This window comes from Arthrobacter echini, assembly GCF_004803505.1.
In the GTDB taxonomy this organism is placed as follows: Bacteria; Actinomycetota; Actinomycetes; order Actinomycetales; family Micrococcaceae; genus Arthrobacter_D; species Arthrobacter_D echini.
Window position 1 is genome coordinate 1 of the sequence record NZ_SSWH01000006.1, and the last position, 22,710, is coordinate 22,710.

Here is a 22,710-nt window from a genome sequence, read left to right on the forward strand (position 1 = left end):
CCAACACCGGCAAGAACCGGCTCCGCGGCCCCACCTACCAGACCACCATCAGCATCAACATCCTCCCCGACCCAAGTCCTTGACAACCCCACCCACCGCCTAACTACACGGCATTGGCGCTAGGGCGCGCCGGTCTTGTCGCCGACCTCGTTGGCGAGGATCGCCAGCGACGCCGCGACCGAGTGGTCGAGGTCCTCCACCTCGGAGTGCACCCTGAGGACCACCATCGACTTGGCTTCGACCGAGAGCGTGGCCCCGGCCGGGATCGCCTCGGTGTCGGCGTACCTGCCCGCCGTGTCGATCACCTCGTCCCAGGACGTACCGTACTCCTCCGGCGGCACGGTGAAATCGACCGCGACGTCGTCGGCGTTGAAGTAGAGCAGGAAGTTGGCGTCGACGATCCGCTGGCCGCGTGCGTCGCGTCCCTGGATGCCCTCACCGTTGAGGAACACGCCGATGGACCGGCCCACACCGGTGTCCCAGTCCTCGGGTGCCATGAGCTCGCCCGTCGTGTCCAGCCAGACGATGTCCGGCAGCGCCTCGCCCTCGCCGCGGCCCACGGGCCGCCCGTCGAAGAAGCGGCGGCGGCGGAAGGTGGGGTGCTCCGAGCGCAGCCGGTTCACCGCGGCGGTGAATTCGAGCAGCGGCTGGTCCATCTTGTCCCAGTGCACCCAGCTGAGCTCGGAGTCCTGGGCGTAGGTGTTGTTGTTGCCCTCCTGCGTGCGGCCCAGCTCGTCACCGTGCAGCAGCATGGGCACACCCTGCGAGAGCAGCAGGGTGGCGATGAAGTTGCGCTGCTGGCGGGCACGGATCGCAAGGACCTCCGGGTCGTCCGTGGGCCCCTCGACGCCGCTGTTCCAGGAACGGTTGTGCGACTCGCCGTCGTTGTTGTCCTCGCCGTTGGCCTCGTTGTGCTTCTCGTTGTAGGAGACGAGATCGCGCAGCGTGAAGCCGTCGTGTGCCGTGACGAAGTTGATGGACGCGACCGGGCGCCGCATCGAGTGCTCGTACAGGTCCGCCGAGCCGGTGAGCCGGGACGCGAACTCCCCGATGCTCGAGGGCTCACCACGCCAGAAGTCGCGGACCGTGTCGCGGTACTTGCCGTTCCACTCGGTCCACTGCGGCGGGAAGTTGCCCACCTGGTAGCCGCCGGGACCCACGTCCCACGGCTCGGCGATGAGCTTGACCTGCGAGACCACCGGGTCCTGCTGCACGAGTTCGAAGAAGGCCGAGAGCCGGTCCACCTCGTAGAACTCGCGTGCCAGGGCCGAGGCGAGGTCGAAGCGGAAGCCGTCCACGTGCATCTCCGTGACCCAGTAGCGCAGCGAGTCCATGAGCAGCTGCAGGGCGTGAGGGTGGCCCACATTGAGCGAGTTGCCGGTACCCGTGGTGTCCATGTAGTACTGCTTGTCGTCCTCCACCAGCCGGTAGTAGGCGGCGTTGTCGATGCCGCGCATCGACAGGGTGGGCCCCAGGTGGTTGCCCTCGGCGGTGTGGTTGTACACGACGTCGAGAATCACCTCGATCCCCGCCAGGTGCAGCGAGCGGACCATGGCCTTGAACTCCTGGACCTGCTCGCCCTGATCGCCCGAGGAGTTGTACTTGTTGTGCGGGGCGAAGAACCCGATGGTGTTGTAGCCCCAGTAGTTCGACAGGCCCTGTTCCTGCAAAGTGCTGTCGTTGACGAACTGGTGCACGGGCATCAGTTCGATCGCCGTGACACCGAGTTTCTGCAGGTGGGCGATCACCGAGGGGTGGGCGATGCCGGCATAGGTGCCGCGCTGATCCTCCGGGACATCGGGGTGCAGCTGGGTGAGGCCCTTGACGTGGGCCTCGTAGATCACGGACTGGTGGTAGGGTGTGCGCGGCATGCGGTCCCCGTCCCAGTTGAAGAACGGGTTCACGACGACCCCGAGCATCATGTGCGCCGCGGAGTCCTCGTTGTTGACGGAGTGCTCGTCCCCGAAGTTGTACCCGAACAGTGCCTGGTCCCAGTCGAGGTCACCGGCGATCGCCTTCGCATACGGATCGAGGAGGAGCTTGTTCGGGTTGCAGCGGTGACCCTCGGCCGGGTTGTTCTCGCCGTGCACCCGGTAGCCGTACTTCTGCCCGGGGCTGACCTGGGGCAGGTAGCCGTGCCAGACGTAGCCGTCGACCTCCTTGAGCTCGACCTGCGTCTCGCTGCCGTCGTCGTCGATGAGGCACAGGACCACGAGATCCGCGATCTCGCTGTACAGCGCGAAATTCGTTCCCGTGCCGTCATAGGTCGCTCCCAGGGGGTATGCGTCTCCAGGCCATAGTTCCATCGGGTCTCCTTGGTGTTCTCCTCCGCCGGTGCCCGGTGGGCAGCGGCGGACATGTCAGTCGGCGTCGGGATCTGGTACCCCGGCCGTTGGATCGATACCTGGCGTCTGCAGGTGTGGTCGAGTGCCGCGCGGGCGCTCACGTCGTCGGCGGAGGCTCCTGCAGGAGGTCCGCGATCACGGCGCCGATATCCGCCGGCAGGGTCGACACCACGACGGGCCCTCTCCGTGCCGCTCTCCGACCCGCACGACCGTGGATCAGGGCGCCGGCTGCAGCCACTGCCGCCCACAGGTCCTCGGGTGGCAGACGCAGGCGCTTCGCCGCCCCGTCGTCCTCGGCGAGCGTGGCACCCAGGGCGCCGATGATGCCTGTGAGGGTGTCGCCGGAACCGGCGGTGGCGAGCCAGGGCGTGGCGTCGCGCTGGACGAAGAGCGCACCGGACGGTGAGGCGATGGTGGTGGCGAAGCCCTTGAGGAGCACGGTTGCTCCGGTCACCTCCGCGGCGCGCAATGCGAATCTCGCCGGTTCGGCCTCGATTGCGGACCGTTCGGCATCGATGCCGCGGGCGGCGAGGAGCTGCTGCAACTCTCCTGCGTGCGGGGTCAGGATGACGTGGGGTCCCACGCGCTCGGGAAGCTCGGTCAGGGCTCCGGCGTCGACGACGACGGGGAGTCCGGAGTGCAGGGCGTCCACGGCACGCCGCCGCTGGTCGTCGTCGTCCACGGCGCCGGGGCCGACGGCCCATGCCTGTGACCGCGCGTCGGCGATCGATCCCGTGGAGGCCACCACCTCGGGATTGTGCTGGTGGATGAGCGCCGCCACGGACTCGGGTCCGAGGTAGCGCACCATGCCCACGCCCGTCGCGAGTGCAGCACCGACCGCGAGGGCAGCCGCCCCCGGATACCGGGTGGAGCCGGCAGCGATCCCGAGTACCCCGCGCGTGTACTTCTGGTCCCGGGACGTGGGACGGCTGAACAGTGCCGCGACATCGGCGTCGAGGAGAGTGCGCACCACAGGGGTGAAGGAGGACATCTCCAGCCCGATGTCCACGACATCGAGCTCTCCGGCTGCCTGGGCGCCGTCCCCGAGGAGCAGCCCGGGCTTCACGGCTCCGAAGGTGACCGTCGCGTCGGCCTCCAGGACAGCTCCGGAGATGCGGCCGTCGTCCACGCCGATACCGCTCGGCAGATCGCAGGCGACGACGATGGCCGACCGGCTGCCGCGGGCTCCGGCCCGGGCGTGGAACGCCTCCACGAAGTGCAGCGCACTGCCGCGCAAGCCACCGCTGGCGCCGGTACCCAGAATGCCGTCGATGACGATGTCGGCGGCGGCAGCGTGGTCGGCGAGCGCGGACGGCTCGGTGGCGTCGTCGAGCCCGACGGCGGTTCCGCCGGCCCGTTGGAAGGCATCGAGTGAAGGTGCGTGGACGTTGCCGGCCAGGAGGACGGCCGTCACGCCGACGCCACGGCGCAGCAGGCGCTCCCCCGCGTACAGCGCGTCGCCGCCGTTCTTGCCGCTGCCCGCGAGGACGACGGCGGTGGCGCCGTAGGTGCTCCGTCCTGCCTCGCGCAGCAGCCCCAGCGCCACACCGAACAGGGCATGGGCTGCCCGCTGCATCAGGGCATCACCCTGCCCGGCGTCGATGAGGGGGGCTTCCGCAGCGCGGACGTCTGCCCCTGAGAAGGCTTCAAGCATAGGGTCGAGTTTAGCGGTACGTCGGCGGGAGGGCGGAACGGTCAGTGCGCGCACTCGGGCGTTCTGCCCTCCGCGACCACCATCGCCGTCGCGAGGCCGCCGTCGTGACTCAGGGACAGATGCCAGGACTGGATACCGCGGGCACGGGCGGCGTCCGCGACGGTGTCCTCGACGACGACGGACGGCGCCCCGGCCCCGTCCACCTCGATGGTGCAGTGCTGCCAGTTCATGCCCACGGGCGCGCCGAGCGCCTTCGCGATGGCCTCCTTCGCAGCGAAGCGCGCCGCGAGCGAGCGCACGTTCAGGCTCCGCTCCGACGGGACGAAGAGCCGGTTCCGGAGCGCGGGGGTGCGCTGGAGCTGACGGCCGAACCGCTCGATGTCCACGACGTCCACGCCGATGCCGATGATCATGCGCGGCGGCCGGTCGCCGGACGCGGGGACGGGGCTGGTCCGGTTCTACTCAACCGTGACCGACTTCGCCAGGTTGCGCGGCTGGTCCACGTCGTAGCCCTTGGCGCCGGCGAGGGCGAGGGCGAAGATCTGCAGCGGGACGGTGGTCAGCAGCGGCGCCAGCAGCGCCGGGGAGACCGGCACGTAGAACACGTGCTCCGAATAGGCTTCCGCCGACGTGTCGCCCTCCTCCGCGATGACGATGGTGACGGCGCCGCGTGCACGGATCTCCTGCACGTTCGAGACGACCTTCGCGTGGAGCGAGTCCCGTCCGTGCGGCGAGGGCATGACGACGACCACGGGCTGGCCCTCCTCGATCAGGGCGATTGGGCCGTGCTTGAGTTCCCCGGCGGCGAAGCCCTCCGCGTGGATGTAGGCGAGCTCCTTGAGCTTCAGGGCGCCCTCCATGGCCACGGGGAAACCGACGTGGCGGCCGAGGAAGAGCACCGACTTCGCGTTCGCCATATCGGTGCCGAGCGCCTTGATCTTCTCGGCGTCGTCGAGGATCGCCTGGATCTTGGCGGGGATCTCCGCGAGATCGTCCATCACAGCCGCGATCTCGTCCCGGTACTTGTTGCCGCGCAGCTGGGCCAGGTAGAGACCCAGCAGGTAGGCGGCGGTGATCTGCGCCAGGAACGCCTTGGTCGAGGCCACGGCGATCTCCGGGCCGGCGTGCGTGTAGAGGACGGCGTCGGATTCACGCGGGATCGTGGAGCCGTTGGTGTTGCAGATGGCCACGACCTTCGCGCCCTGCTCGCGTGCGTAGCGGACGGCCATGAGCGTGTCCATGGTCTCGCCCGACTGCGAGATGGCCACCACGAGCGTCTTCTCGTTCACGATCGGGTCGCGGTACCGGAACTCGTGGGACAGCTCGACCTCGGTGGGGATCCGGCACCAGTGTTCGATGGCGTACTTGGCCACCTGCCCCGCGTAGGCGGACGTACCGCAGGCGAGCACCACGATCTTGTCGACCGAGCGCAGGATCGACTCGTCGATGCGCAGTTCGTCGAGCACCAGGTTGCCGGCGGTGTCGGAGCGCCCGAGGAGGGTCTGGGCGACGGCGTCGGGCTGGTCGTGGATCTCCTTCTCCATGAAGGAGTCGAACCCGCCCTTCTCGGCGGCGGCCGCGTCCCAGTCGACGTGGAACTCCGTGCCCTGGGCCGGGGCGCCGAGGAAATCGGTGATGACGACGTCGTCGGGCGTGATGGTGACGATCTGGTCCTGGCCCAGCTCGACGGCGCGTCGCGTGAAGTCGATGAAGCCGGAGACATCCGAGCCGAGGAAGTTCTCACCATCGCCCAGCCCCACGACGAGCGGGGAGTTGCGCCGGCCGGCAACCACCGTGCCGGGCTGGTCCTCGTGGATGGCGAGCAGGGTGAAGGCGCCTTCGAGCCGCCGGCACGCCTGCTGGAGTGCCTGCGTCAGGACGTCTCCTTCCGCGCCGTCGTCGATCAGCGTGCGGTAGAGATGCCCGAGGTAGCCCGCGGCGACCTCCGTGTCGGTGTCGGAGACGAAGCTGAGTCCCTGCTCCGTCAGCTCTGCCTTCAGCTCCGCGTAGTTCTCGATGATCCCGTTGTGGATCACGGCGAGTCGGCCGTCGTCCGCGAGATGGGGGTGGGCATTCTGGTCCGTCGGCCCGCCGTGCGTCGCCCAGCGGGTGTGGCCGATGCCGGTCAGCGCGCGCGGCAGCGGATCGGCGGCGAGCTCGCCGACCAGATTCGTGAGCTTGCCGGCCTTCTTGCGGGACTCGATGCCGCCTTCCGAGATGACCGCCACGCCCGCCGAGTCGTAGCCCCGGTACTCGAGGCGCCGCAGGCCCTCCATGACGACGTCGAGCGCGTCATGCTCGTTCCCGGACGGCACCTGTCCGTTCCGGCCCGTCTCCGGTGACCCGTCAGTAGCCGACGATTCCCAATGGGAGCTCTGCCCCACGTAACCCACAATTCCGCACATGGCCTCAAGCTTACCGGTGGGTATGTTTGTCCCTGTGCATCCCACCGTGCAGAATCATCGGGTGAGCGACAGAAGCACGGGCACCCAGCAGGCTTCCAACGCTGAATCCTTCACACCGTTCGTCGAACTGGACCGGCCCAGGTGGTCCCGGCTCTCCCACGAGATCGAGAGCCCCCTCAACGTCGAGGACGTACAGCGGTTGCAGGGCCTGGGCGACGCCCTGAATCTCGACGAGGTCCGCGAGGTGTACCTGCCACTCTCCCGGCTGCTGAATCTCTATACCGCGGCAGCAGGACAGCTGCACATGGCGACCAACACCTTCCTCGGCGAGACCACCACCAGGACACCGTTCGTCATCGGCGTCGCGGGCTCGGTCGCGGTGGGCAAGTCGACGACGGCGCGAGTGCTCCGTGAGCTGCTGCGCCGTTGGCCCGACACACCGAACGTCGAGCTCATCACCACGGACGGCTTCCTCCACCCCAACGCGGAACTCGAGCGGCGTGGACTGATGCAGCGCAAGGGTTTCCCGGAGTCCTACGACCGACGACGGCTCCTGCGGTTCGTGAGCGAGGTCAAGAGTGGTGCCGCAGAGGTACGCGCGCCGTGGTACTCCCATCTGACCTACGACATCGTTCCCGGCCGCGAGGTGGTGGTACGCCGACCCGACGTCCTGATCGTCGAGGGCCTGAACGTGCTCGCGCCCGCTCGCCCGCGCTCCGACGGGATCACCGGCCTGGCGTTGAGCGACTTCTTCGACTTCTCCATCTTCGTGGACGCGAAGACCGCCTTCATCAGGCAGTGGTACATCAACCGCTTCCAGTCCCTGCGCTCCAGCGCCTTCGCGGATCCTGATTCCTACTTCCACCGCTACGCGAATCTCACGGACGACGAGGCCCGGGACACCGCAACAAGCATCTGGGAACGCATCAACGAACCGAATCTGCTGCAGAACGTCCTGCCCACGCGCGGGCGGGCCCAGCTCGTGTTGACCAAGGACGCCGACCACTCCATCCGCCGCATGCTCCTGCGGAAGACCTGACGGTGCCCGCCCGACCGCTCGCGGCGGTGCTGCTGGTCCTGGCACTGTCCGCATGTTCGGCTCAGGCCGGGCCGGCCGGTACCGGGCCGGCGACCGCGGCCCCTACCGCCATGGACGACGGCGCCGCGTCGGAAGAGGCAGGCCCGGGTCCCGATGCCATCACGGCTCCAGCCGCCCAGGATTCGGCAGAGGCCACCTCCCCTGCGCCCGAACCCCCGGCCACGGCCCCGCACAGCGATCCGGCCGCTGCCGACGTCGTCGTCAACAAGCAGCGGCCCCTGCAACCGGCCACCTTCGAGCCGGCCGACCTCCGACCACCGGACGTGCCCGCCACGAGTCCGGGCGTCCTGCTCGGGCCGGACACGGCTGCGGCGGTCGAGAGGATGTTCGCCGCGGCCCGCGAGGACGGCGTCGGCCTGGTCATCGCCAGCGGCTATCGCTCCTACGCCGAGCAGGACGTCACCTACCGGCACTGGCTGGACCACTATGGCTCGAGCGCCGATGCCGACGTCGTGTCCGCGCGGCCCGGCTATTCCGAACACCAGACCGGACTAGCCTTCGACATCGCCCAGGAGGACGGAAGCTGCACCCTCGTCGCCTGCTTCGCCGGGACCGCTGCCGCCCAGTGGGCTGCCGAGCATGCCGCCGAGTACGGCATCATCCTGCGCTATCCACTCGGCTACCACACGGTGACCGGCTTCTTCGCCGAGCCGTGGCACTTCCGCTACGTCGGCACTGACGTGGCCCTCGGCATGAGGGAGGCGGGGCAGCTCACCCTCGAGGAGTACTTCGGACTACCGGGCGCATCGTCGTACTGATACAGCTCGGCGGGCAATCCTGATCAGGCCTCCGGTGGCGCCGCGATGGGACTGACGCCTACCGGTTCCGGGGACTTTGCCGGTCCCGGCGGAGTGTCGACCCGCGACACGCCGTCGTGGCGGCGTGGTCAGCGGCCGAAGTCCCCGGATTCGATACCGCAGTCCCGGCCATGGTTCATCGATCGGTACGCAGCCGTGATCCACGAACTGTCAGACAGGGGGCTGACAGATACCGGCGAGAACTCAGGCCACCGGGGTCAGCTGGAGGCGGCTCTCCACGATCCCGGCGAGCTGCTCGGCGACACGCTGGGCTGTTCCGAGGTCAGCCGCCTCCACCATCACCCGCACCACGGGCTCCGTGCCGGAGGGGCGCAGCAGCACCCTTCCGGTCTCCCCCAGCATCGACTCCGCCTGACGCACGGCGTCCTGCACGCCCTCGTCCGAGCGGACAGCCGTGCGGTCCACACCCCTGACGTTGATCAGGACCTGCGGCAGCTTCGTCATCACCCCGGTGAGTTCCTTGAGGCTCTTGCCGGTCTCCGCCATCCGCGCAGCCAGCTGTAGTCCCGTCAGCACTCCGTCCCCGGTGGTCGCATACTCCGCGAAGATGACGTGGCCCGACTGCTCCCCGCCGAGACTGAATCCTCCCTCGCGCATGCCCTCGAGGACGTAACGGTCCCCGACCCCGGTCTCCCGGAGCGTGATACCCGCCTCACGGAGGGCGATCTTCAGACCGAGATTGCTCATCACCGTCGCCACCAGGGTGTCGTCCGTGAGCTTCCCGGATTCCTTGAGCGCCAGCGCCATGATCGCCATGATCTGGTCACCGTCCACCACGGTGCCTTCATGGTCCACGGCGAGGCAGCGATCGGCATCGCCGTCGTGTGCGATCCCGAGATCCGCACCATGAGCGACGACCGCTGCCTGCAGTTCCCCCAGATGCGTGGAGCCGTACCCGTCGTTGATGTTCACGCCGTCCGGCTCGGCACCGATGACGACGATCTCCGCTCCGGCGTTCCTGAACACCTCCGGAGAGCAGCCACTGGCCGCACCATGCGCGCAGTCCAGTACCACCTTCAGTCCCTCGAGGCGGCGCGGGAGGGTCTGCAGGAGATGGACCACATAGCGGTCCTCGGCATCGGCGAATCGCTGGATACGCCCCACGTCCCCTGCGACCGGCCGAAGACGTACGTTCTCCATCTCGTCCTCGATGGCGTCCTCGAGCGCGTCGCTGAGCTTCTTTCCGCCCCGGGCGAGGAATTTGATCCCGTTGTCCGGCGCGGGGTTGTGCGAGGCGGAGATCATCACCCCGAAGTCGGCCTTCAGATCTGCGACCAGAAAGGCGGCAGCGGGGGTGGGCAGCACACCGGCGTCGAACACGTCGACGCCGGCACTGGCGAGTCCGGCCTCGACGGCCGCGGCGATGAATTCACCGCTGATGCGAGGATCGCGTGCGATGACGGCAGTGGGCCGCCGTCCTCCCTCGACCGCATTGTGGCCGAGCACGACAGCAGCCGCCTGCGCCAGGTGCAGGGACAGTTCTGCCGTGATCAGACCGTTGGCCAGACCCCGTACGCCATCGGTGCCGAATAATTTGCTCATCGTAGACATCCTAAGAGAAGAACATGAGTCAGCCCAGCAAGGGACACCCTCAGGTTAAAGCACGAAGCCCGTCCGAGAGGCCCGGACGGGCATTTGAGCGCCTCCTGCCGAGAACCGCGAGTGGAACCGAGCGGAAACTCTGCCCCGGCACGAGCGCGTGGAGCTGGAAGCTGATCCCTGCCGAGGGGACCCGGTGCCGATCGCTCCGGCGATTGGCACCGGGGAAGGCAGGATTTAGCGCTTGGAGTACTGCGGCGCCTTGCGTGCCTTCTTCAGTCCGGCCTTCTTGCGCTCGATCACGCGAGCGTCGCGGGTCAGGAAACCCGCCTTCTTCAGCGCGGGCCGGTTGTTCTCGCGGTCGATCTCGTTCAGCGTGCGTGCCACGCCCAGCCGCAGTGCGCCGGCCTGGCCGGAGGGCCCACCACCGTGGATGCGGGCGATGACGTCGTAGGCACCGTCGAGCTCGAGGAGCTTGAACGGGTCGTTGACTTCCTGCTGGTGGAGCTTGTTCGGGAAGTAGTCTGCGAGCTCGCGCCCGTTGACGATCCACTTGCCCGTGCCGGGAACGAGGCGCACACGGGCGATCGCTTCCTTGCGGCGCCCCACTGCTCCGCCACCCACGGTCAGTGCGGGGCGTTCCCTGACGGCGGTCTCGACGCTTTCGCTCGACTCCGAGGTGTAGCTGGTGAGCTCCTCTGTCGGTTCGTTCATTTCTTCAGTGTTCTGAGCCACGGTTCTCCTTGAAACTGTCTAGTGTCGGTGGCCAGGACTACTGGGCGACCTGGGTGATTTCGAATGTTCTGGGCTGCTGCGCGGCGTGGGGGTGCTCTGCTCCGCGGTAGACCTTCAGCTTGCCGATCTGCTGGGCGGCGAGCGAGTTCTTGGGAAGCATCCCTCGAATGGCCTTCTCCACTGCGCGCTCCGGGTTCTTCTCCAGGAGTTCGGCGTAGTTCGTGGACTTCAGGCCACCGGGGAAGCCCGAGTGGCGGTAGGCGCGCTTCTGCTCGAGCTTGGCTCCGGTGAGCGCAACCTTGTCAGCATTGATGATGACCACGAAGTCGCCCATGTCCATGTGAGGGGCGAAGGTCGGCTTGTGCTTTCCGCGCAGGAGAATGGCGGTCTGGCTGGCAAGACGGCCGAGGACGACGTCGGTTGCATCGATTAGGTGCCATTGGCGATCGATATCGCCTGGCTTCGGGGTGTACGTACGCACGGTTATGGCCTTCGTTTCTGTTTCGGTGTCGCTCACGGGAACTCTGGGGCTCTTTCCGCGAACTCAGCTGACTCATGCGTTACCGGAACTCCAGGTGAGGGCTGAAATACGGCCAGTGATCCCTGGATCTCGGCCTCGTCCCCGGGCCATGTGGTTCTGCAACTGAACCGCACCGATGGGCGAAGATGAATCGAGAAGGGATACGCACGACGACTGCCAAGCCTAGCCTGCTGCCGCCCGCGAGGTCAAAATCGTCCTGCGTGCTCCTGACGCCGATTCATCCGCCTGGGTGCTCCTGGTATTCACCATTCAGCGTTCACCCTGCCCCGGTAGGCCGTCACCGTTCCGCCGTCCGCCGGGCGCGTGTGAGCTCCGCCCTGGCACCGACCTCGGCGTCGGGAGGATAGGAGATCTCCTCGAGAACCAGTGGATGCGCTGCCGCCAGGATGGACCGCGCATCCTTGACCCGTGCGGCGAGCCTCTCCGCCAACCACGTCGGCGGCTTCTCGCCCGCGCCCACGCGCAGCGTCGAGCCGATCAGTGCGCGGACCATGCTGTGGCAGAACGCATCGGCCTGTACCTGCGCGGTGATGACGCCGTCCGGACCGCGCACGAACTCGTACCGCTGAAGCTCGCGGATCGTCGTGGCTCCCTCACGCGCCTTGCAGAAGGCTGCGAAGTCCTGCACGCCCAGCAGGTGAGCTGCCCCGTCGTTGAGCAGGGCGACGTCGAGTGCCCCCGGATACCAGAGCGTCGTCGTCCGCCGCAGCGGGTCCTGTCCCGCGTCGATGTCCGCGATGGCGTAGCTGTAGCGTCGCCACAACGCAGAAAAGCGCGCGTCGAAGGCCTCCGGTACCACTCCGGCGGACCGGACCACGACGGCGGGAACCCTCCTGCGTCCGCTCCGTCCCTGGTCGGCGGTGTCGTTCAGGATCCGGTTGACGGCTCCGCTCATGCGCCGCAGCAGAGCCCGAGCGGGATCCACGGCGCGACCGCGGGCCACACCGTTCCACTCCGCAGTGGTCAGATCGACATGCGCAACCTGCCCTCGCGCGTGCACGCCCGCGTCCGTTCGTCCACCGACGGTGAGGCGCGCGGGCCTGCCCAGCACCAGCAGAAGTGCGTCTTCGAGCACCCCCTGCACAGTGGGCAGGCCGGGTTGACGTGCCCAACCCGAGAACGCGGTCCCGTCGTAGGCGATATCGAGCCGGATACGCAGGAGCCCACCGTCCCGGCCGGGGAGGGTGGGCTCGTGCGATGTCATGGTGGACCGGATCCGGGGAACTACTTTTTCTCGTCCTCGGCCGCGTCCACCGCAGTGCTGTCCTCCACGGTGCCCTCGACGATGACGACATCATCGGTCTCGGCCTCGGAAGTGACCGTGCCGTCCTCGCCCGCAACCTCCTCGGCGGAGTCGGCCGACTGGGCAGAATCAACCGAGTCAACCGAATCGACCGAATCAGCGGACGGGGCCGAGTCGACCGAATCAACGGAATCCACCGAGTCAGCGGACCGGCTTACGGGGGCGGCGGCAGGCGCTGCGGCCCGCTCTGCCTCGGCCACGACGGACTGTCTGGCGGACATCGGCTCCAGGACCAGTTCGATCACAGCCATCGGCGCGTTGTCGCCCTTACGGTTGCCGATCTTCGTGATGCGCGTGTAACCGCCTTCGCGATTGGCCACGGCGGGAGCGATATCGGTGAACAGCTCATGGACAATGCCCTTGTTGCTGATGACACCGAGAACGCGTCGACGCGAGGCCAGATCTCCCTTCTTCGCGAAGGTGATGAGACGCTCCGCGTACGGGCGCAGCCGTTTGGCCTTGGTCACCGTGGTGGTGATGCGCTTGTGCTCGAACAGTGAGGCGGCCAGGTTGGCGAGCATCAGGCGTTCGTGCGCCGGACCGCCTCCGAGACGTGGGCCCTTGGTGGGTGTGGGCATGATTCTTTCTCCTCATTAGGCGTCCCGGCACCGCTCTTGTGCGGTGCCGGGACGGATAGCGTGCTAGACCTCTTCGTCGGCGTAGCCGGCGTCGTCCTCATCGATGGCCGCAGCACGGGCCGCGAGATCGAACCCTGGAGGGGAATCCTTCAGGGACAGACCGAGCTCCACGAGCTTGGCCTTCACCTCATCGATCGACTTCGCGCCGAAGTTCCGGATGTCCATCAGATCGGCTTCCGAGCGGACCGTGAGCTCACCCACGGAGTGGATGCCCTCACGCTTGAGGCAGTTGTACGACCTCACGGTCAGTTCCAGATCCTCGATGGGCAGGGCCATGTCCGCGGCGAGTGCCGCATCGGTAGGTGACGGACCGATCTCGATGCCTTCTGCCGCAACGTTCAGCTCGCGGGCCAGGCCGAAGAGTTCCACCAGGGTGGTTCCCGCCGAGGCAACCGCATCGCGCGGGGCGATGGCATCCTTCGTCTCGACATCGACGATCAGCTTGTCGAAGTCGGTGCGCTGCTCCACACGGGTGGCTTCCACGCGGAAGGTCACCTTCAGGACGGGCGAGTAGATCGAATCGACCGGGATGCGGCCGATCTCGGAGTCCCCCGACTTGTTCTGCGACGCCGAGACGTACCCGCGACCGCGCTCGATCGTCAGCTCGAGTTCGAACTTGCCCTTCGAATTGAGGGTGGCGATGTGCAGATCGGGGTTGTGGAACTCGACGCCGGCGGGCGGTGCGATATCGGCAGCTGTGACCACTCCGGGCCCCTGCTTGCGCAGGTAGGCGACGACCGGCTCGTCGTGCTCGGAGGACACGGCAAGATTCTTGATGTTCAGGATGATCTCGGTGACATCCTCCTTCACCCCTGGGACCGTGGTGAACTCGTGGAGCACCCCGTCGATCCGGACGCTCGTCACTGCAGCGCCGGGAATCGAGGACAGCAGGGTGCGGCGGAGCGAATTACCGAGGGTATAGCCGAAGCCGGGCTCGAGGGGTTCGATGACGAAACGGGACCGGTTGTCGGCGACGACTTCTTCAGTCAGGGTGGGGCGCTGTGCAATGAGCACGTACATTTCCTTTCAGGAAGCATCCGCTATATGACACTTCGGAATGGGCGGGACTGCTGGTCGGCCTGCTCAGCAGGCCAGAGATGCTACCCCGCCGGAGTGGATCGGACCCGATCCGCCCCGGCGACGAACAGCATCGGTGCGGCCTGTGACTCAGACGCGACGGCGCTTGGGCGGGCGGACGCCGTTATGTGCGCTCGGGGTGACGTCCTGGATGGAGCCGACTTCCAGACCCGTGGCCTGCAGCGAACGGATCGCCGTCTCACGACCGGATCCCGGACCCTTCACGAACACGTCGACCTTGCGGACGCCGTGCTCCTGTGCACGCTTGGCGGCAGCCTCCGCGGCCATCTGGGCCGCGAACGGTGTGGACTTGCGCGAGCCCTTGAAGCCGACCTCCCCGGCTGATGCCCAGGAGATGACAGCTCCACCGGGATCGGTGATGGAGATGATGGTGTTGTTGAAGGTGCTCTTGATGTGCGCCTGTCCGAGCGCGATATTCTTCTTGTCCTTGCGACGCGGCTTGCGCACCGCTCCACGAGTCTTGGGGGGCATTGCTTCTCCTACGAAGATATTGAATAGAGCATGGGGCGAATCTCATTCGGGCCCTGGCCACCGAAGGGGCCTCCGCCAGGGAGCCGGCGGGTGGGCCCCTGGCCGCCGGTGGAGTTAGTGGGCGGGCCCCTGATGGCCGGGTTCCCTGGCCGGGCGAGCCTTGGCGAGCCCGGTTAGGGTGCCATTAGGGACTAGCGCCCGACCTTCTTCTTGCCTGCGACCGTACGCTTCGGGCCCTTGCGGGTCCGCGCGTTCGTCTTCGTACGCTGTCCGCGTACGGGAAGGCCGCGGCGGTGCCGAATGCCCTCATAGCTGCCGATCTCGACCTTGCGGCGGATGTCAGCGGCGACCTCGCGGCGAAGATCGCCCTCGACCTTGAAGTTGCCCTCGATGTAGTCACGGAGCTGGACCAGTTCCGTGTCGGAGAGATCCTTGACGCGGGTGTTCGCCGAGATCCCCGTATCGACGATCGTCTTCTCCGCGCGGGTCCTCCCCATGCCGTAGATGTAGGTAAGCGCGATGACGACCCGCTTTTCGCGGGGAATGTCTACGCCGGCAAGACGTGCCATAGAGACGGTGCTCCTCTTGTATAACCGGAGGTCTTGAGCAGAACGATTCCGGAACGCATCTTCCGGTCCCCGGCCTCCGAGCCGGGGGTGTCCGTCCCTCTGCGGGACGCCGTTCTGCCGTTGGTGGTACTACGAGCGAGGGGCAGGCCCCCCGGGAGGCTTCTCAGCCCTGGCGCTGCTTGTGGCGCGGGTTCGCGCAGATGACGAGAACGTTGCCCTTGCGGCGAACCACCTGGCACTTCTCGCAGATACGCTTCACGCTCGGCTGGACCTTCATGGTGTTCCTTTGCGTTCGTTCTTACTTGTAGCGGTAGACAATACGACCCCGGGTGAGGTCGTACGGGCTCAGTTCCACCACGACCCGGTCCTCGGGAAGGATCCGGATGTAGTGCTGACGCATCTTTCCCGAGATGTGAGCGAGAACAATGTGTCCGTTGGCAAGCTCAACGCGGAACATCGCGTTGGGCAGTGCCTCGTTCACAGTGCCTTCGATCTCAATGACACCGTCTTTCTTGGCCATATCCTCCGCTAACGTCTATGTCCACCGCATGTACGGCAGACCGGTTCAGGTTCTGGCCATCGGCTCCCGTCCGGAGATACGATCGCCGGTGGAGGTACGCGTAGAGGCCTCAGAAGGGCACAAAAACGCAGACGACCAACAACGAATTCTACGCTACGGCAGCGCGATAGTTAAATTCCGCCGCGCGCCTCGGGCGGGCCGCACTCTCACGGTCACTCTGCGGGCAGCACCGGCCTCACGCCGAGTGGCTCGAGCTGCGATGCACCGCCGTCGGGTGCGGACAGTACCCAGATCCCGCCGTCGTGAACGGCTACGCTGTGCTCCCACTGCGACGCCCGTCCGCCGTCCGTCGTGACCACTGTCCAGTCGTCCTCGAGGACTCGCGTCCCGAGGCCGCCCTGCACCAGCATGGGCTCGATCGCGAGGCACAGACCCTCACGCACTCGCGGTCCGCGGTTCGAACTCCGATAGTTCAGGACGTCCGGCGCCTGATGCATCTGTGTGCCGATCCCATGGCCCACGTAGTCCTCCAGGATCCCGAGTTCCGCACCCGGCACGGATGCCACGTAGTCGTCGATGGCTGCACCGACGTCGCCTACGTGGCGAGCCGAGGCCAGTGCGGCGATACCGTGCCACATGGCGTCCTCCGTCACTCGGGACAGTCGGACATCCTCCGGTCTGGCAGCTCCGACGATCGTCGTCCGCGCCGAATCCGAGTGCCATCCGCTCACGACGGCGCCGCCGTCTACGGAGAGGATGTCCCCGTCTGCCAGGACGTAGTCGCCGGGGATCCCGTGCACCACCTCCTCGTTGACCGAGGTGCAGATGCTGGCCGGGAACCCGTGATAACCCAGGAAGTTGGACGTCGCACCGGCCTCCTGCAGAACGCTCTCGAACACCTCGTTCAGGTACGCCGTCGTCACGCCTACCTCCGCCGCAGCGACCGTTCTGTCCAACGCGTCGGCAAGAACGAGACCAGCATCCCGCATCACGAGCATCTGGGCGGGGGTCTTGTATTCGATCTTGGGTTGACGGAACATGCCAGACCTAGCTCGAGACCTTCAGTGCACTCATGATGCGCTCGGTGATCTCGTCGATCGGACCTAGTCCATTCACGCGGAGCACGATACCGCGTTCCTCGTAGCGCGAGACGACGACCTCCGTCTGATCGTGATAGAGACCGAGCCGGTGCCGGATGACCCGTTCGGTGTCGTCGGAACGCCCGTCGAGCTGCGCCCTGCCCAGGAGGCGTCTGACGAGTTCCTCGTCGTCCGCGGTCAGCTGCAGGACGACGTCGAGCTCCAGTGCGTTCTCGCTGAGGATGTCATCGAGCTCGGCGACCTGCGAGGCCGTCCGGGGATACCCGTCGAGCAGGAAACCGTCCCGCACGTCCTCGTTCGCGAGCCGGTCCCGCACCATACTGTTGGTGACGCTGTCGGGAACGAAGTCTCCCGCGTCCATGAACTCCCGGGCCTGGACCCCCAGCGGCGTCTCACGCCTGACGTTGTCCCGGAAGATGTCCCCCGTCGAGATGGCAGGGACGTCCAGGCGCTCCGAGATCCGGGCGGCCTGGGTGCCCTTGCCCGAACCGGGCGGGCCAATGATCAGCATTCTCGTCATCGCAACAACCCTTCGTAGTGACGCTGCTGGAGCTGAGCGTCGATCTGCTTGACCGTCTCGAGGCCCACGCCGACCAGGATGAGGATGGACGTCCCGCCGAACGGGAAGTTCTGGTTCGCGCCGATGGAGACCAGGGCGATGAGCGGGATCAGCGCCACCAGTCCCAGATAGATCGCGCCCGGGAGCGTGATGCGCGAGAGCACGTACTGCAGGTATTCCGCCGTCGGACGTCCTGCCCGGATCCCCGGGATGAATCCGCCGTACTTCTTCATGTTCTCGGACACCTCGTCCGGATTGAACGTGATCGCCACGTAGAAGTAGGTGAAGAACACGATCAGGAGGAAGTACAACGCCATGTACAGCGGGTGGTCCCCGCTCGTGAGGTAGTTGGAGACCCAGACGACCCAGCCCGCCGGCGGCGTCCCGTCCTGGGGCGTGTTGAACTGCGACACCAGGCTCGGCAGGTAGAGCATCGACGAGGCGAAGATGACCGGGATTACCCCGGCCATGTTCACCTTGATGGGGATGTAGGTGCTGCTCCCGCCGAGAGTGCGACGCCCCACCATGCGCTTGGCGTACTGGACGGGGATGCGGCGCTGGGACTGCTCCACGAAGATGACCAGCGTGACGACCACGATGCCCATGAGCAGGACGAGCGCGAACACCGTGCCGCCCTGCGTCCGCAGGATCTCACCCAGCGAGGTGGGGAACCCGGCTGCGATCGCCGTGAAGATGAGCAGCGACATGCCGTTGCCCACCCCCTTCTCGGTGATGAGCTCGCCCATCCACATGATGAGGCCGGTCCCTGCCGTGAGCGTGATGATCAGCAACACGATGATGATCAGTGAGTCGTCCGGGATCAGCGGCACCGGGCAGTTGCCGAGCAGTGCTCCTGAGCGGGCGAGGGAGACCAGCGTGGTCGCGTTCAGCAGCCCGAGTGCGATGGTCAGGTAGCGCGTGTACTGGGTCAGCTTGGACTGGCCCTGGGCGCCCTCCTGGTGCAGTTCCTGGAAGCGGGGAATGACCACCCGGAGCAGCTGCGTGATGATGCTGGCGGTGATGTACGGCATGATCCCCAGGGCGAAGATGGACACCTGGAGGAGTGCTCCGCCGCTGAACAGGTTGACGAACTGGTAGAGCCCACCCTCCGTGTTTCCCAGTGCCAGACAGCTCTGGACGTTGCCGTAGTCGACGCCAGGTGCGGGAATGAACGCACCGAGACGGAAGATGGTGATGATTCCCAGCGTGAACAACAGCTTGCGCCGCAGATCTGGTGTCCGGAATGCCCGGCCAATAGCGCTCAGCAAGCGTCCTCCTGAAGATTCTTCGGTCCCGTCGCGGACCGCACACAACAACCGAGTGTAACGGTTGGCCGCCGATGCGATTGAACCGGCGCGTTGCCCGGGACGGAGAAGGACCCCTGATGCGCTGATCCAGCCCTGCGCATCAGGGGTCCTTCTGCGATATAACGATATGACATGCGGCGCTGCAGACGTTCTCCGGATTTCCGGACTGCGACGCCCGGCGTCCTACAGTTCCGTGACGGATCCGCCCGCTGCGAGGATCTTCTGGGCAGCCGAGGCCGAGAAGGCGTCAGCCGAAACCGTGAGCGCAACCGTGACCTCGCCGGTCCCCAGCACCTTGACGGGCTGGTTCTTGCGCACGGCTCCGCGCGCCACGAGTGACTCCACGCTCACCTCGCCCCCGGTCGGGTACAGCTCCGAGAGCTTGTCCAGATTCACGACCTGGAACTCCACGCGGAACGGGTTCTTGAACCCGCGCAGCTTGGGCAGCCGCATGTGCAGCGGCAACTGGCCTCCGGCGAAACCGGCCTTGACCTGGTAACGCGCTGCCGTTCCCTTGGTGCCTCGGCCGGCGGTCTTGCCCTTGGACGCTTCACCACGACCCACACGGGTCCTGGCCGTCTTCGCGCCGGGCGCCGGGCGCAGATGATGGACCTTCAGGGCATGGGTGCGCCCGTCCGTTCCCGGAGCGGCCGGAGCCGCTGAGGTGTTCTCTGTCATTAGTTGGTCTCCTCAACCTTCACGAGGTGCGGCACCGTGTTGACCATGCCGACCGTGACTGCATCCGCGTCGCGGACCACGGTGTGGCCGATGCGCTTCAGGCCCAGCGAACGCACCGTGTCCCGGTGGTTCTGCTTGCCGCCGATCACGGACTTGATCTGGGTGATCGAGAGCTTGCCCGAACCCACGCGTACTTTCCTCGGGGTGATTGCAGTCATCATGCACCTGCCTTCTGCGCCGCGATGGCCCGCAGCATCTGGTGAGATGCGACCTCGTCGAGCGGCAGACCGCGGCGGGCCGCGACCGACTGGGGCTCTTCCAGGCGCTTGAGGGCATCGACGGTTGCGTGAACGATGTTGATGGCGTTCGCCGAACCGAGCGACTTGGACAGGACGTCATGGATGCCGACGCACTCCAGTACCGCACGCACAGGGCCGCCGGCGATGACGCCGGTACCGGGTGAGGCCGGACGGAGCAGAACCACCCCGGCGGCCGCTTCGCCCTGGACAAGGTGAGGAACCGTGCCGCCGATGCGCGGAACACGGAACATGGTCTTCTTGGCTTCCTCGACACCCTTCTGGATGGCGGAGGGCACTTCCTTCGCCTTGCCGTAGCCGACGCCGACCATGCCGTTGCCGTCGCCCACCACCACGAGTGCGGTGAAGCTGAAGCGGCGTCCGCCCTTGACGACCTTGGACACTCGGTTGATCGCGACGACGCGTTCGATGAACTTGTCCTTGTCGTCATTGCGACCGCCGTCGCGGCCGCCACGACCGCCGCGCTCGTTCCGACCGCCGCGCTGCTCGCCGCCACGCGCTGTGCCGCGCGTATTGGTGCGATTAGCATCACCGGACCCGGTGCCTGTTGCACCTGCTGCCGGAGCTTCCGCCGCCGGCTGCTCTGTAGCCGTATTCACTGGGGCTTCCTTTGCCTTGATTTCCTCGGTCACAGTGACAGACCACCCGTCCGTGCACCGTCTGCAATTGCTGCGACGCGGCCGTGGTACTTGTTACCGCCCCGGTCGAACACGACCGCCTCGATACCGGCGGCCTTCGCGCGCTCCGCGACGAGTTCTCCGACGCGCTTGGCCTTGGCCGTCTTGTCCCCGTCGAACGCCCGCAGATCGGCCTCGAGCGTGGATGCCGACGCCACGGTCATGCCCTTGGTGTCGTCGACGACCTGCACGAAGACGTGCCGTGCCGACCGGTTCACGACCATGCGTGGCCTGGCTGCGGTGCCGGAGACGCGCTTGCGTACGCGGAGATGACGGCGGCCGCGCGAGGCGGACCTGCTCTTCGAGCTGCGCTTCTTGTTGATGCTCAGACCCATGGTTACTTACCAGCCTTTCCGACCTTGCGGCGGATGATCTCGCCTGCGTAGCGGATGCCCTTGCCCTTGTAGGGATCGGGCCTGCGCAGCTTGCGGATGGTTGCAGCGACCTCGCCGACACGCTGCTTGTTGATACCGGACACCGAGAGCTTGGTGGGGCTGTCGACGGTCAGGGTGATCCCCTCGGGCGCCTCGACGGCGACCGGGTGGCTGTACCCGAGGGCGAACTCGAGGTCGCTGCCCCTGGCCTGGACGCGGTAACCCGTGCCCACGATCTCGAGGTTCTTCCTGTACCCCTCGGTGACTCCGACGATCATGTTGGAGATCAGCGTGCGGGTGAGCCCGTGCAGCGAGCGCGATTCACGCTCGTCGTTCGGTCGGGTGACCGTGATGATGCCCTCGTCGAGAGAGACTTCGATGGGGCTGGGCACGGTGTGGCTCAGCTCCCCCTTCGAGCCCTTCACGGAGACCACGTTGCCGTCGAGTGCGATCTCGACACCAGCGGGAACGGTGATGGGGAGACGTCCAATTCGTGACATGTTCTTTTCCCTTTCCCGTTACCAGACGTAGGCGAGGACTTCCCCACCCACGCCCTTCTTGGATGCCTGGCGGTCCGTGAGCAGACCGGAGGACGTGGACAGGATCGCGATTCCGAGGCCCCCGAGAACGTGGGGCAGATTGGTGGACTTCGCGTAGACGCGCAGCCCCGGCTTGGAGATACGGCGGATGCCGGCGATGGAACGCTGCCGGTCGGGTCCGAACTTGAGGTCCAGGGTGAGCTTCTTGCCCACCTCGGCCTCCTCTTCCTTCCAGCCGGCGATGTAGCCCTCGGCCTTGAGGATGTCAGCCACGCGGGCCTTCAGCTTGCTGTACGGCATCGACACGGAGTCGTGGTATGCCGAGTTTGCATTGCGCAGACGCGTCAGCATGTCTGCGACAGGATCTGTCATTGTCATGTGGGCTCTTGCCCTTCCTCGAAACGGTTTCCCGGTTCCTGCGGGCGCGTGCTGCGGCGGCAGGAGTGGACCTGAGACGTAGTTGGATTAATCTTCGGATTTGAACGGGAATCCGAGCGCCTTGAGGAGCGCTCGGCCCTCGGCGTCGGTCTTGGCAGTGGTCACGACGGTGATGTCCATGCCACGGACGCGGTCGATCCTGTCCTGGTCGATCTCATGGAACATCGACTGCTCGGTGAGACCGAAGGTGTAGTTGCCGTTACCGTCGAACTGCTTGCCGTTGAGGCCGCGGAAATCGCGGATACGGGGCAGTGCCAGGGAGACGAGCCGGTCGGTGAACTCCCACATCCGATCGCCACGCAGGGTGGCGTGGGCGCCGATGGGCATTCCCTCCCTGAGCTTGAACTGGGCGATCGACTTGCGGGCCCTGGTGACCTGCGGCTTCTGACCGGTGATGGCGGTGAGGTCCTTGACTGCGCCGTCGATCAGCTTGGAGTCCTTCGCCGCATCACCGACACCCATGTTGACGACGACCTTCACCAGGCGGGGCACCTGATTGACGTTGGAGTACCCGAACTCCTCCTGAAGACTGGACTTGATCTCCGATGCGTAGCGTGCCTTGAGGCGTGGGAGAGCTGCTGCTTCTGTGGTACCTGTGGTTTCGACAGTCATTACAGATCCTTCCCTGACGACTTGGCCACGCGGATGCGGACCACGCGATCGCGGCCGTCACGCTGGACGGTCTCGGTGCGGTACCCGACGCGGGTCGGCTTCTTGGTCTCCGGATCGACGACGGCGACGTTGCTGATGTGCACGGGGGCCTCCATGACCTCGATACCACCGGTCGTGGTTCCGCGCTGCGACTGGCCCGCCTTGGTGTGTTTCGTGACCCTGTTGATGCCCTCGACGAGAACGCGGTTGGTCTCCGGGAAGACCTTCAGCACCTTGCCCTGCTTGCCGCGGTCTCCGCCGCGCTCCTGCTTGGCTCCCGTGATGACCTGGACGAGGTCACCCTTCTTGATCCTGAGCTTTGTCTTCTGTGCCAT

Annotated in this window: 27 protein-coding genes; 2 read left to right on the top strand and 25 right to left on the bottom strand. The window is 66.4% G+C overall.

The genetic code is table 11. From position 1 onward, the window contains the following. Positions 1-119: 119 nt before the first annotated feature. The 4 genes from glgX to glmS all read right to left on the bottom strand — a co-directional run bounded on the left by glgX (position 120) and on the right by glmS (position 6,404). Positions 120-2,306, bottom strand: a complete 2,187-nt coding sequence (glgX, locus tag E8P82_RS07925; protein WP_136453970.1) for a glycogen debranching protein GlgX — start codon at positions 2,304-2,306, stop codon at positions 120-122. Positions 2,307-2,442: 136 nt separating this feature from the next. Next, entirely contained in the window at positions 2,443-3,999 is a 1,557-nt protein-coding gene (locus E8P82_RS07930) for an NAD(P)H-hydrate epimerase (protein WP_136453971.1), read from the bottom strand. 41 nt (positions 4,000-4,040) lie between these two features. Further along, the gene (locus tag E8P82_RS07935) at positions 4,041-4,412 is read right to left on the bottom strand and encodes a holo-ACP synthase (RefSeq protein WP_136453972.1); all 372 of its coding nucleotides are present in this window, start codon (positions 4,410-4,412) and stop codon (positions 4,041-4,043) included. 45 nt (positions 4,413-4,457) lie between these two features. Further along, on the bottom strand, positions 4,458-6,404 hold the full coding sequence (glmS, locus tag E8P82_RS07940) for a glutamine--fructose-6-phosphate transaminase (isomerizing) (protein WP_136453973.1): 1,947 nt from the start codon (positions 6,402-6,404) through the stop codon (positions 4,458-4,460). 61 nt (positions 6,405-6,465) lie between these two features. Between glmS and coaA the strand changes: the two genes are divergently transcribed. Next, positions 6,466-7,443, top strand: coding sequence for a type I pantothenate kinase (gene coaA, locus E8P82_RS07945; RefSeq protein ID WP_246021095.1), 978 nt, complete (start codon positions 6,466-6,468; stop codon positions 7,441-7,443). 2 nt (positions 7,444-7,445) lie between these two features. Next, positions 7,446-8,261 carry a M15 family metallopeptidase gene (locus tag E8P82_RS07950; protein ID WP_246021102.1) on the top strand — a complete coding sequence of 272 codons (816 nt, stop codon included), beginning with the start codon at positions 7,446-7,448 and terminating at the stop codon, positions 8,259-8,261. A 243-nt stretch (positions 8,262-8,504) separates the two neighbouring features. On the opposite strand, the gene glmM is transcribed toward E8P82_RS07950, so the two are convergent. From glmM to rplX, 21 genes are all read right to left on the bottom strand, one after another. Next, positions 8,505-9,863, bottom strand: a complete 1,359-nt coding sequence (glmM, locus tag E8P82_RS07955) for a phosphoglucosamine mutase (RefSeq protein WP_136453976.1) — start codon at positions 9,861-9,863, stop codon at positions 8,505-8,507. A gap of 234 nt (positions 9,864-10,097) precedes the next feature. Then, on the bottom strand, positions 10,098-10,595 hold the full coding sequence (gene rpsI, locus E8P82_RS07960; RefSeq protein WP_136453977.1) for a 30S ribosomal protein S9: 498 nt from the start codon (positions 10,593-10,595) through the stop codon (positions 10,098-10,100). Positions 10,596-10,632: 37 nt separating this feature from the next. Further along, positions 10,633-11,076 carry a 50S ribosomal protein L13 gene (gene rplM, locus E8P82_RS07965; protein ID WP_136454149.1) on the bottom strand — a complete coding sequence of 148 codons (444 nt, stop codon included), beginning with the start codon at positions 11,074-11,076 and terminating at the stop codon, positions 10,633-10,635. Positions 11,077-11,413: 337 nt separating this feature from the next. Continuing rightward, on the bottom strand, positions 11,414-12,340 hold the full coding sequence (locus tag E8P82_RS07970) for a tRNA pseudouridine synthase A (RefSeq protein ID WP_136453978.1): 927 nt from the start codon (positions 12,338-12,340) through the stop codon (positions 11,414-11,416). A 20-nt stretch (positions 12,341-12,360) separates the two neighbouring features. Beyond that, positions 12,361-13,017 (bottom strand): 50S ribosomal protein L17, encoded by a 657-nt coding sequence (gene rplQ / locus E8P82_RS07975; protein ID WP_136453979.1) that lies wholly within the window; start codon positions 13,015-13,017, stop codon positions 12,361-12,363. A 63-nt stretch (positions 13,018-13,080) separates the two neighbouring features. Next, positions 13,081-14,091, bottom strand: a complete 1,011-nt coding sequence (locus E8P82_RS07980; RefSeq protein WP_136453980.1) for a DNA-directed RNA polymerase subunit alpha — start codon at positions 14,089-14,091, stop codon at positions 13,081-13,083. A 153-nt stretch (positions 14,092-14,244) separates the two neighbouring features. Next, the gene (gene rpsK / locus E8P82_RS07985) at positions 14,245-14,646 is read right to left on the bottom strand and encodes a 30S ribosomal protein S11 (RefSeq protein WP_136453981.1); all 402 of its coding nucleotides are present in this window, start codon (positions 14,644-14,646) and stop codon (positions 14,245-14,247) included. 191 nt (positions 14,647-14,837) lie between these two features. After that, a complete protein-coding gene (gene rpsM, locus E8P82_RS07990; protein WP_136453982.1) occupies positions 14,838-15,215 on the bottom strand; it encodes a 30S ribosomal protein S13 in 378 nt (125 codons plus the stop codon). A 163-nt stretch (positions 15,216-15,378) separates the two neighbouring features. Beyond that, on the bottom strand, positions 15,379-15,492 hold the full coding sequence (gene rpmJ, locus E8P82_RS07995; RefSeq protein WP_136453983.1) for a 50S ribosomal protein L36: 114 nt from the start codon (positions 15,490-15,492) through the stop codon (positions 15,379-15,381). 21 nt (positions 15,493-15,513) lie between these two features. Beyond that, entirely contained in the window at positions 15,514-15,735 is a 222-nt protein-coding gene (gene infA / locus E8P82_RS08000) for a translation initiation factor IF-1 (RefSeq protein ID WP_019481515.1), read from the bottom strand. A 212-nt stretch (positions 15,736-15,947) separates the two neighbouring features. Next, positions 15,948-16,775 (bottom strand): type I methionyl aminopeptidase, encoded by an 828-nt coding sequence (gene map, locus E8P82_RS08005; RefSeq protein ID WP_136453984.1) that lies wholly within the window; start codon positions 16,773-16,775, stop codon positions 15,948-15,950. A gap of 7 nt (positions 16,776-16,782) precedes the next feature. Further along, the gene (locus E8P82_RS08010; RefSeq protein ID WP_136453985.1) at positions 16,783-17,355 is read right to left on the bottom strand and encodes an adenylate kinase; all 573 of its coding nucleotides are present in this window, start codon (positions 17,353-17,355) and stop codon (positions 16,783-16,785) included. Continuing rightward, entirely contained in the window at positions 17,352-18,662 is a 1,311-nt protein-coding gene (gene secY / locus E8P82_RS08015; protein WP_136453986.1) for a preprotein translocase subunit SecY, read from the bottom strand. The genes E8P82_RS08010 and secY overlap by 4 nt, the downstream gene beginning before the upstream one ends. A 222-nt stretch (positions 18,663-18,884) precedes the next feature. Beyond that, positions 18,885-19,379: a 50S ribosomal protein L15 gene (rplO, locus tag E8P82_RS08020; RefSeq protein ID WP_136453987.1), complete on the bottom strand. Its 495-nt coding sequence runs from the start codon at positions 19,377-19,379 to the stop codon at positions 18,885-18,887. Next, positions 19,379-19,597 carry a 50S ribosomal protein L30 gene (rpmD, locus tag E8P82_RS08025; protein WP_136454150.1) on the bottom strand — a complete coding sequence of 73 codons (219 nt, stop codon included), beginning with the start codon at positions 19,595-19,597 and terminating at the stop codon, positions 19,379-19,381. The genes rplO and rpmD overlap by 1 nt, the downstream gene beginning before the upstream one ends. After that, positions 19,597-20,295, bottom strand: coding sequence for a 30S ribosomal protein S5 (rpsE, locus tag E8P82_RS08030; protein WP_246021106.1), 699 nt, complete (start codon positions 20,293-20,295; stop codon positions 19,597-19,599). The genes rpmD and rpsE overlap by 1 nt, the downstream gene beginning before the upstream one ends. Before the next feature lie 29 nt (positions 20,296-20,324). Further along, positions 20,325-20,708: a 50S ribosomal protein L18 gene (gene rplR, locus E8P82_RS08035; RefSeq protein WP_136453989.1), complete on the bottom strand. Its 384-nt coding sequence runs from the start codon at positions 20,706-20,708 to the stop codon at positions 20,325-20,327. A gap of 2 nt (positions 20,709-20,710) precedes the next feature. Continuing rightward, the gene (gene rplF / locus E8P82_RS08040; RefSeq protein ID WP_136453990.1) at positions 20,711-21,247 is read right to left on the bottom strand and encodes a 50S ribosomal protein L6; all 537 of its coding nucleotides are present in this window, start codon (positions 21,245-21,247) and stop codon (positions 20,711-20,713) included. An 18-nt stretch (positions 21,248-21,265) separates the two neighbouring features. Beyond that, positions 21,266-21,664: a 30S ribosomal protein S8 gene (rpsH, locus tag E8P82_RS08045; RefSeq protein ID WP_136453991.1), complete on the bottom strand. Its 399-nt coding sequence runs from the start codon at positions 21,662-21,664 to the stop codon at positions 21,266-21,268. Between the two features lie 87 nt (positions 21,665-21,751). After that, the gene (gene rplE / locus E8P82_RS08050; RefSeq protein WP_136453992.1) at positions 21,752-22,336 is read right to left on the bottom strand and encodes a 50S ribosomal protein L5; all 585 of its coding nucleotides are present in this window, start codon (positions 22,334-22,336) and stop codon (positions 21,752-21,754) included. Continuing rightward, complete coding sequence (gene rplX, locus E8P82_RS08055) at positions 22,336-22,710, bottom strand: 50S ribosomal protein L24 (RefSeq protein ID WP_136453993.1); 375 nt, start codon at positions 22,708-22,710, stop codon at positions 22,336-22,338. Before rplX ends, rplE begins: the two co-directional genes overlap by 1 nt.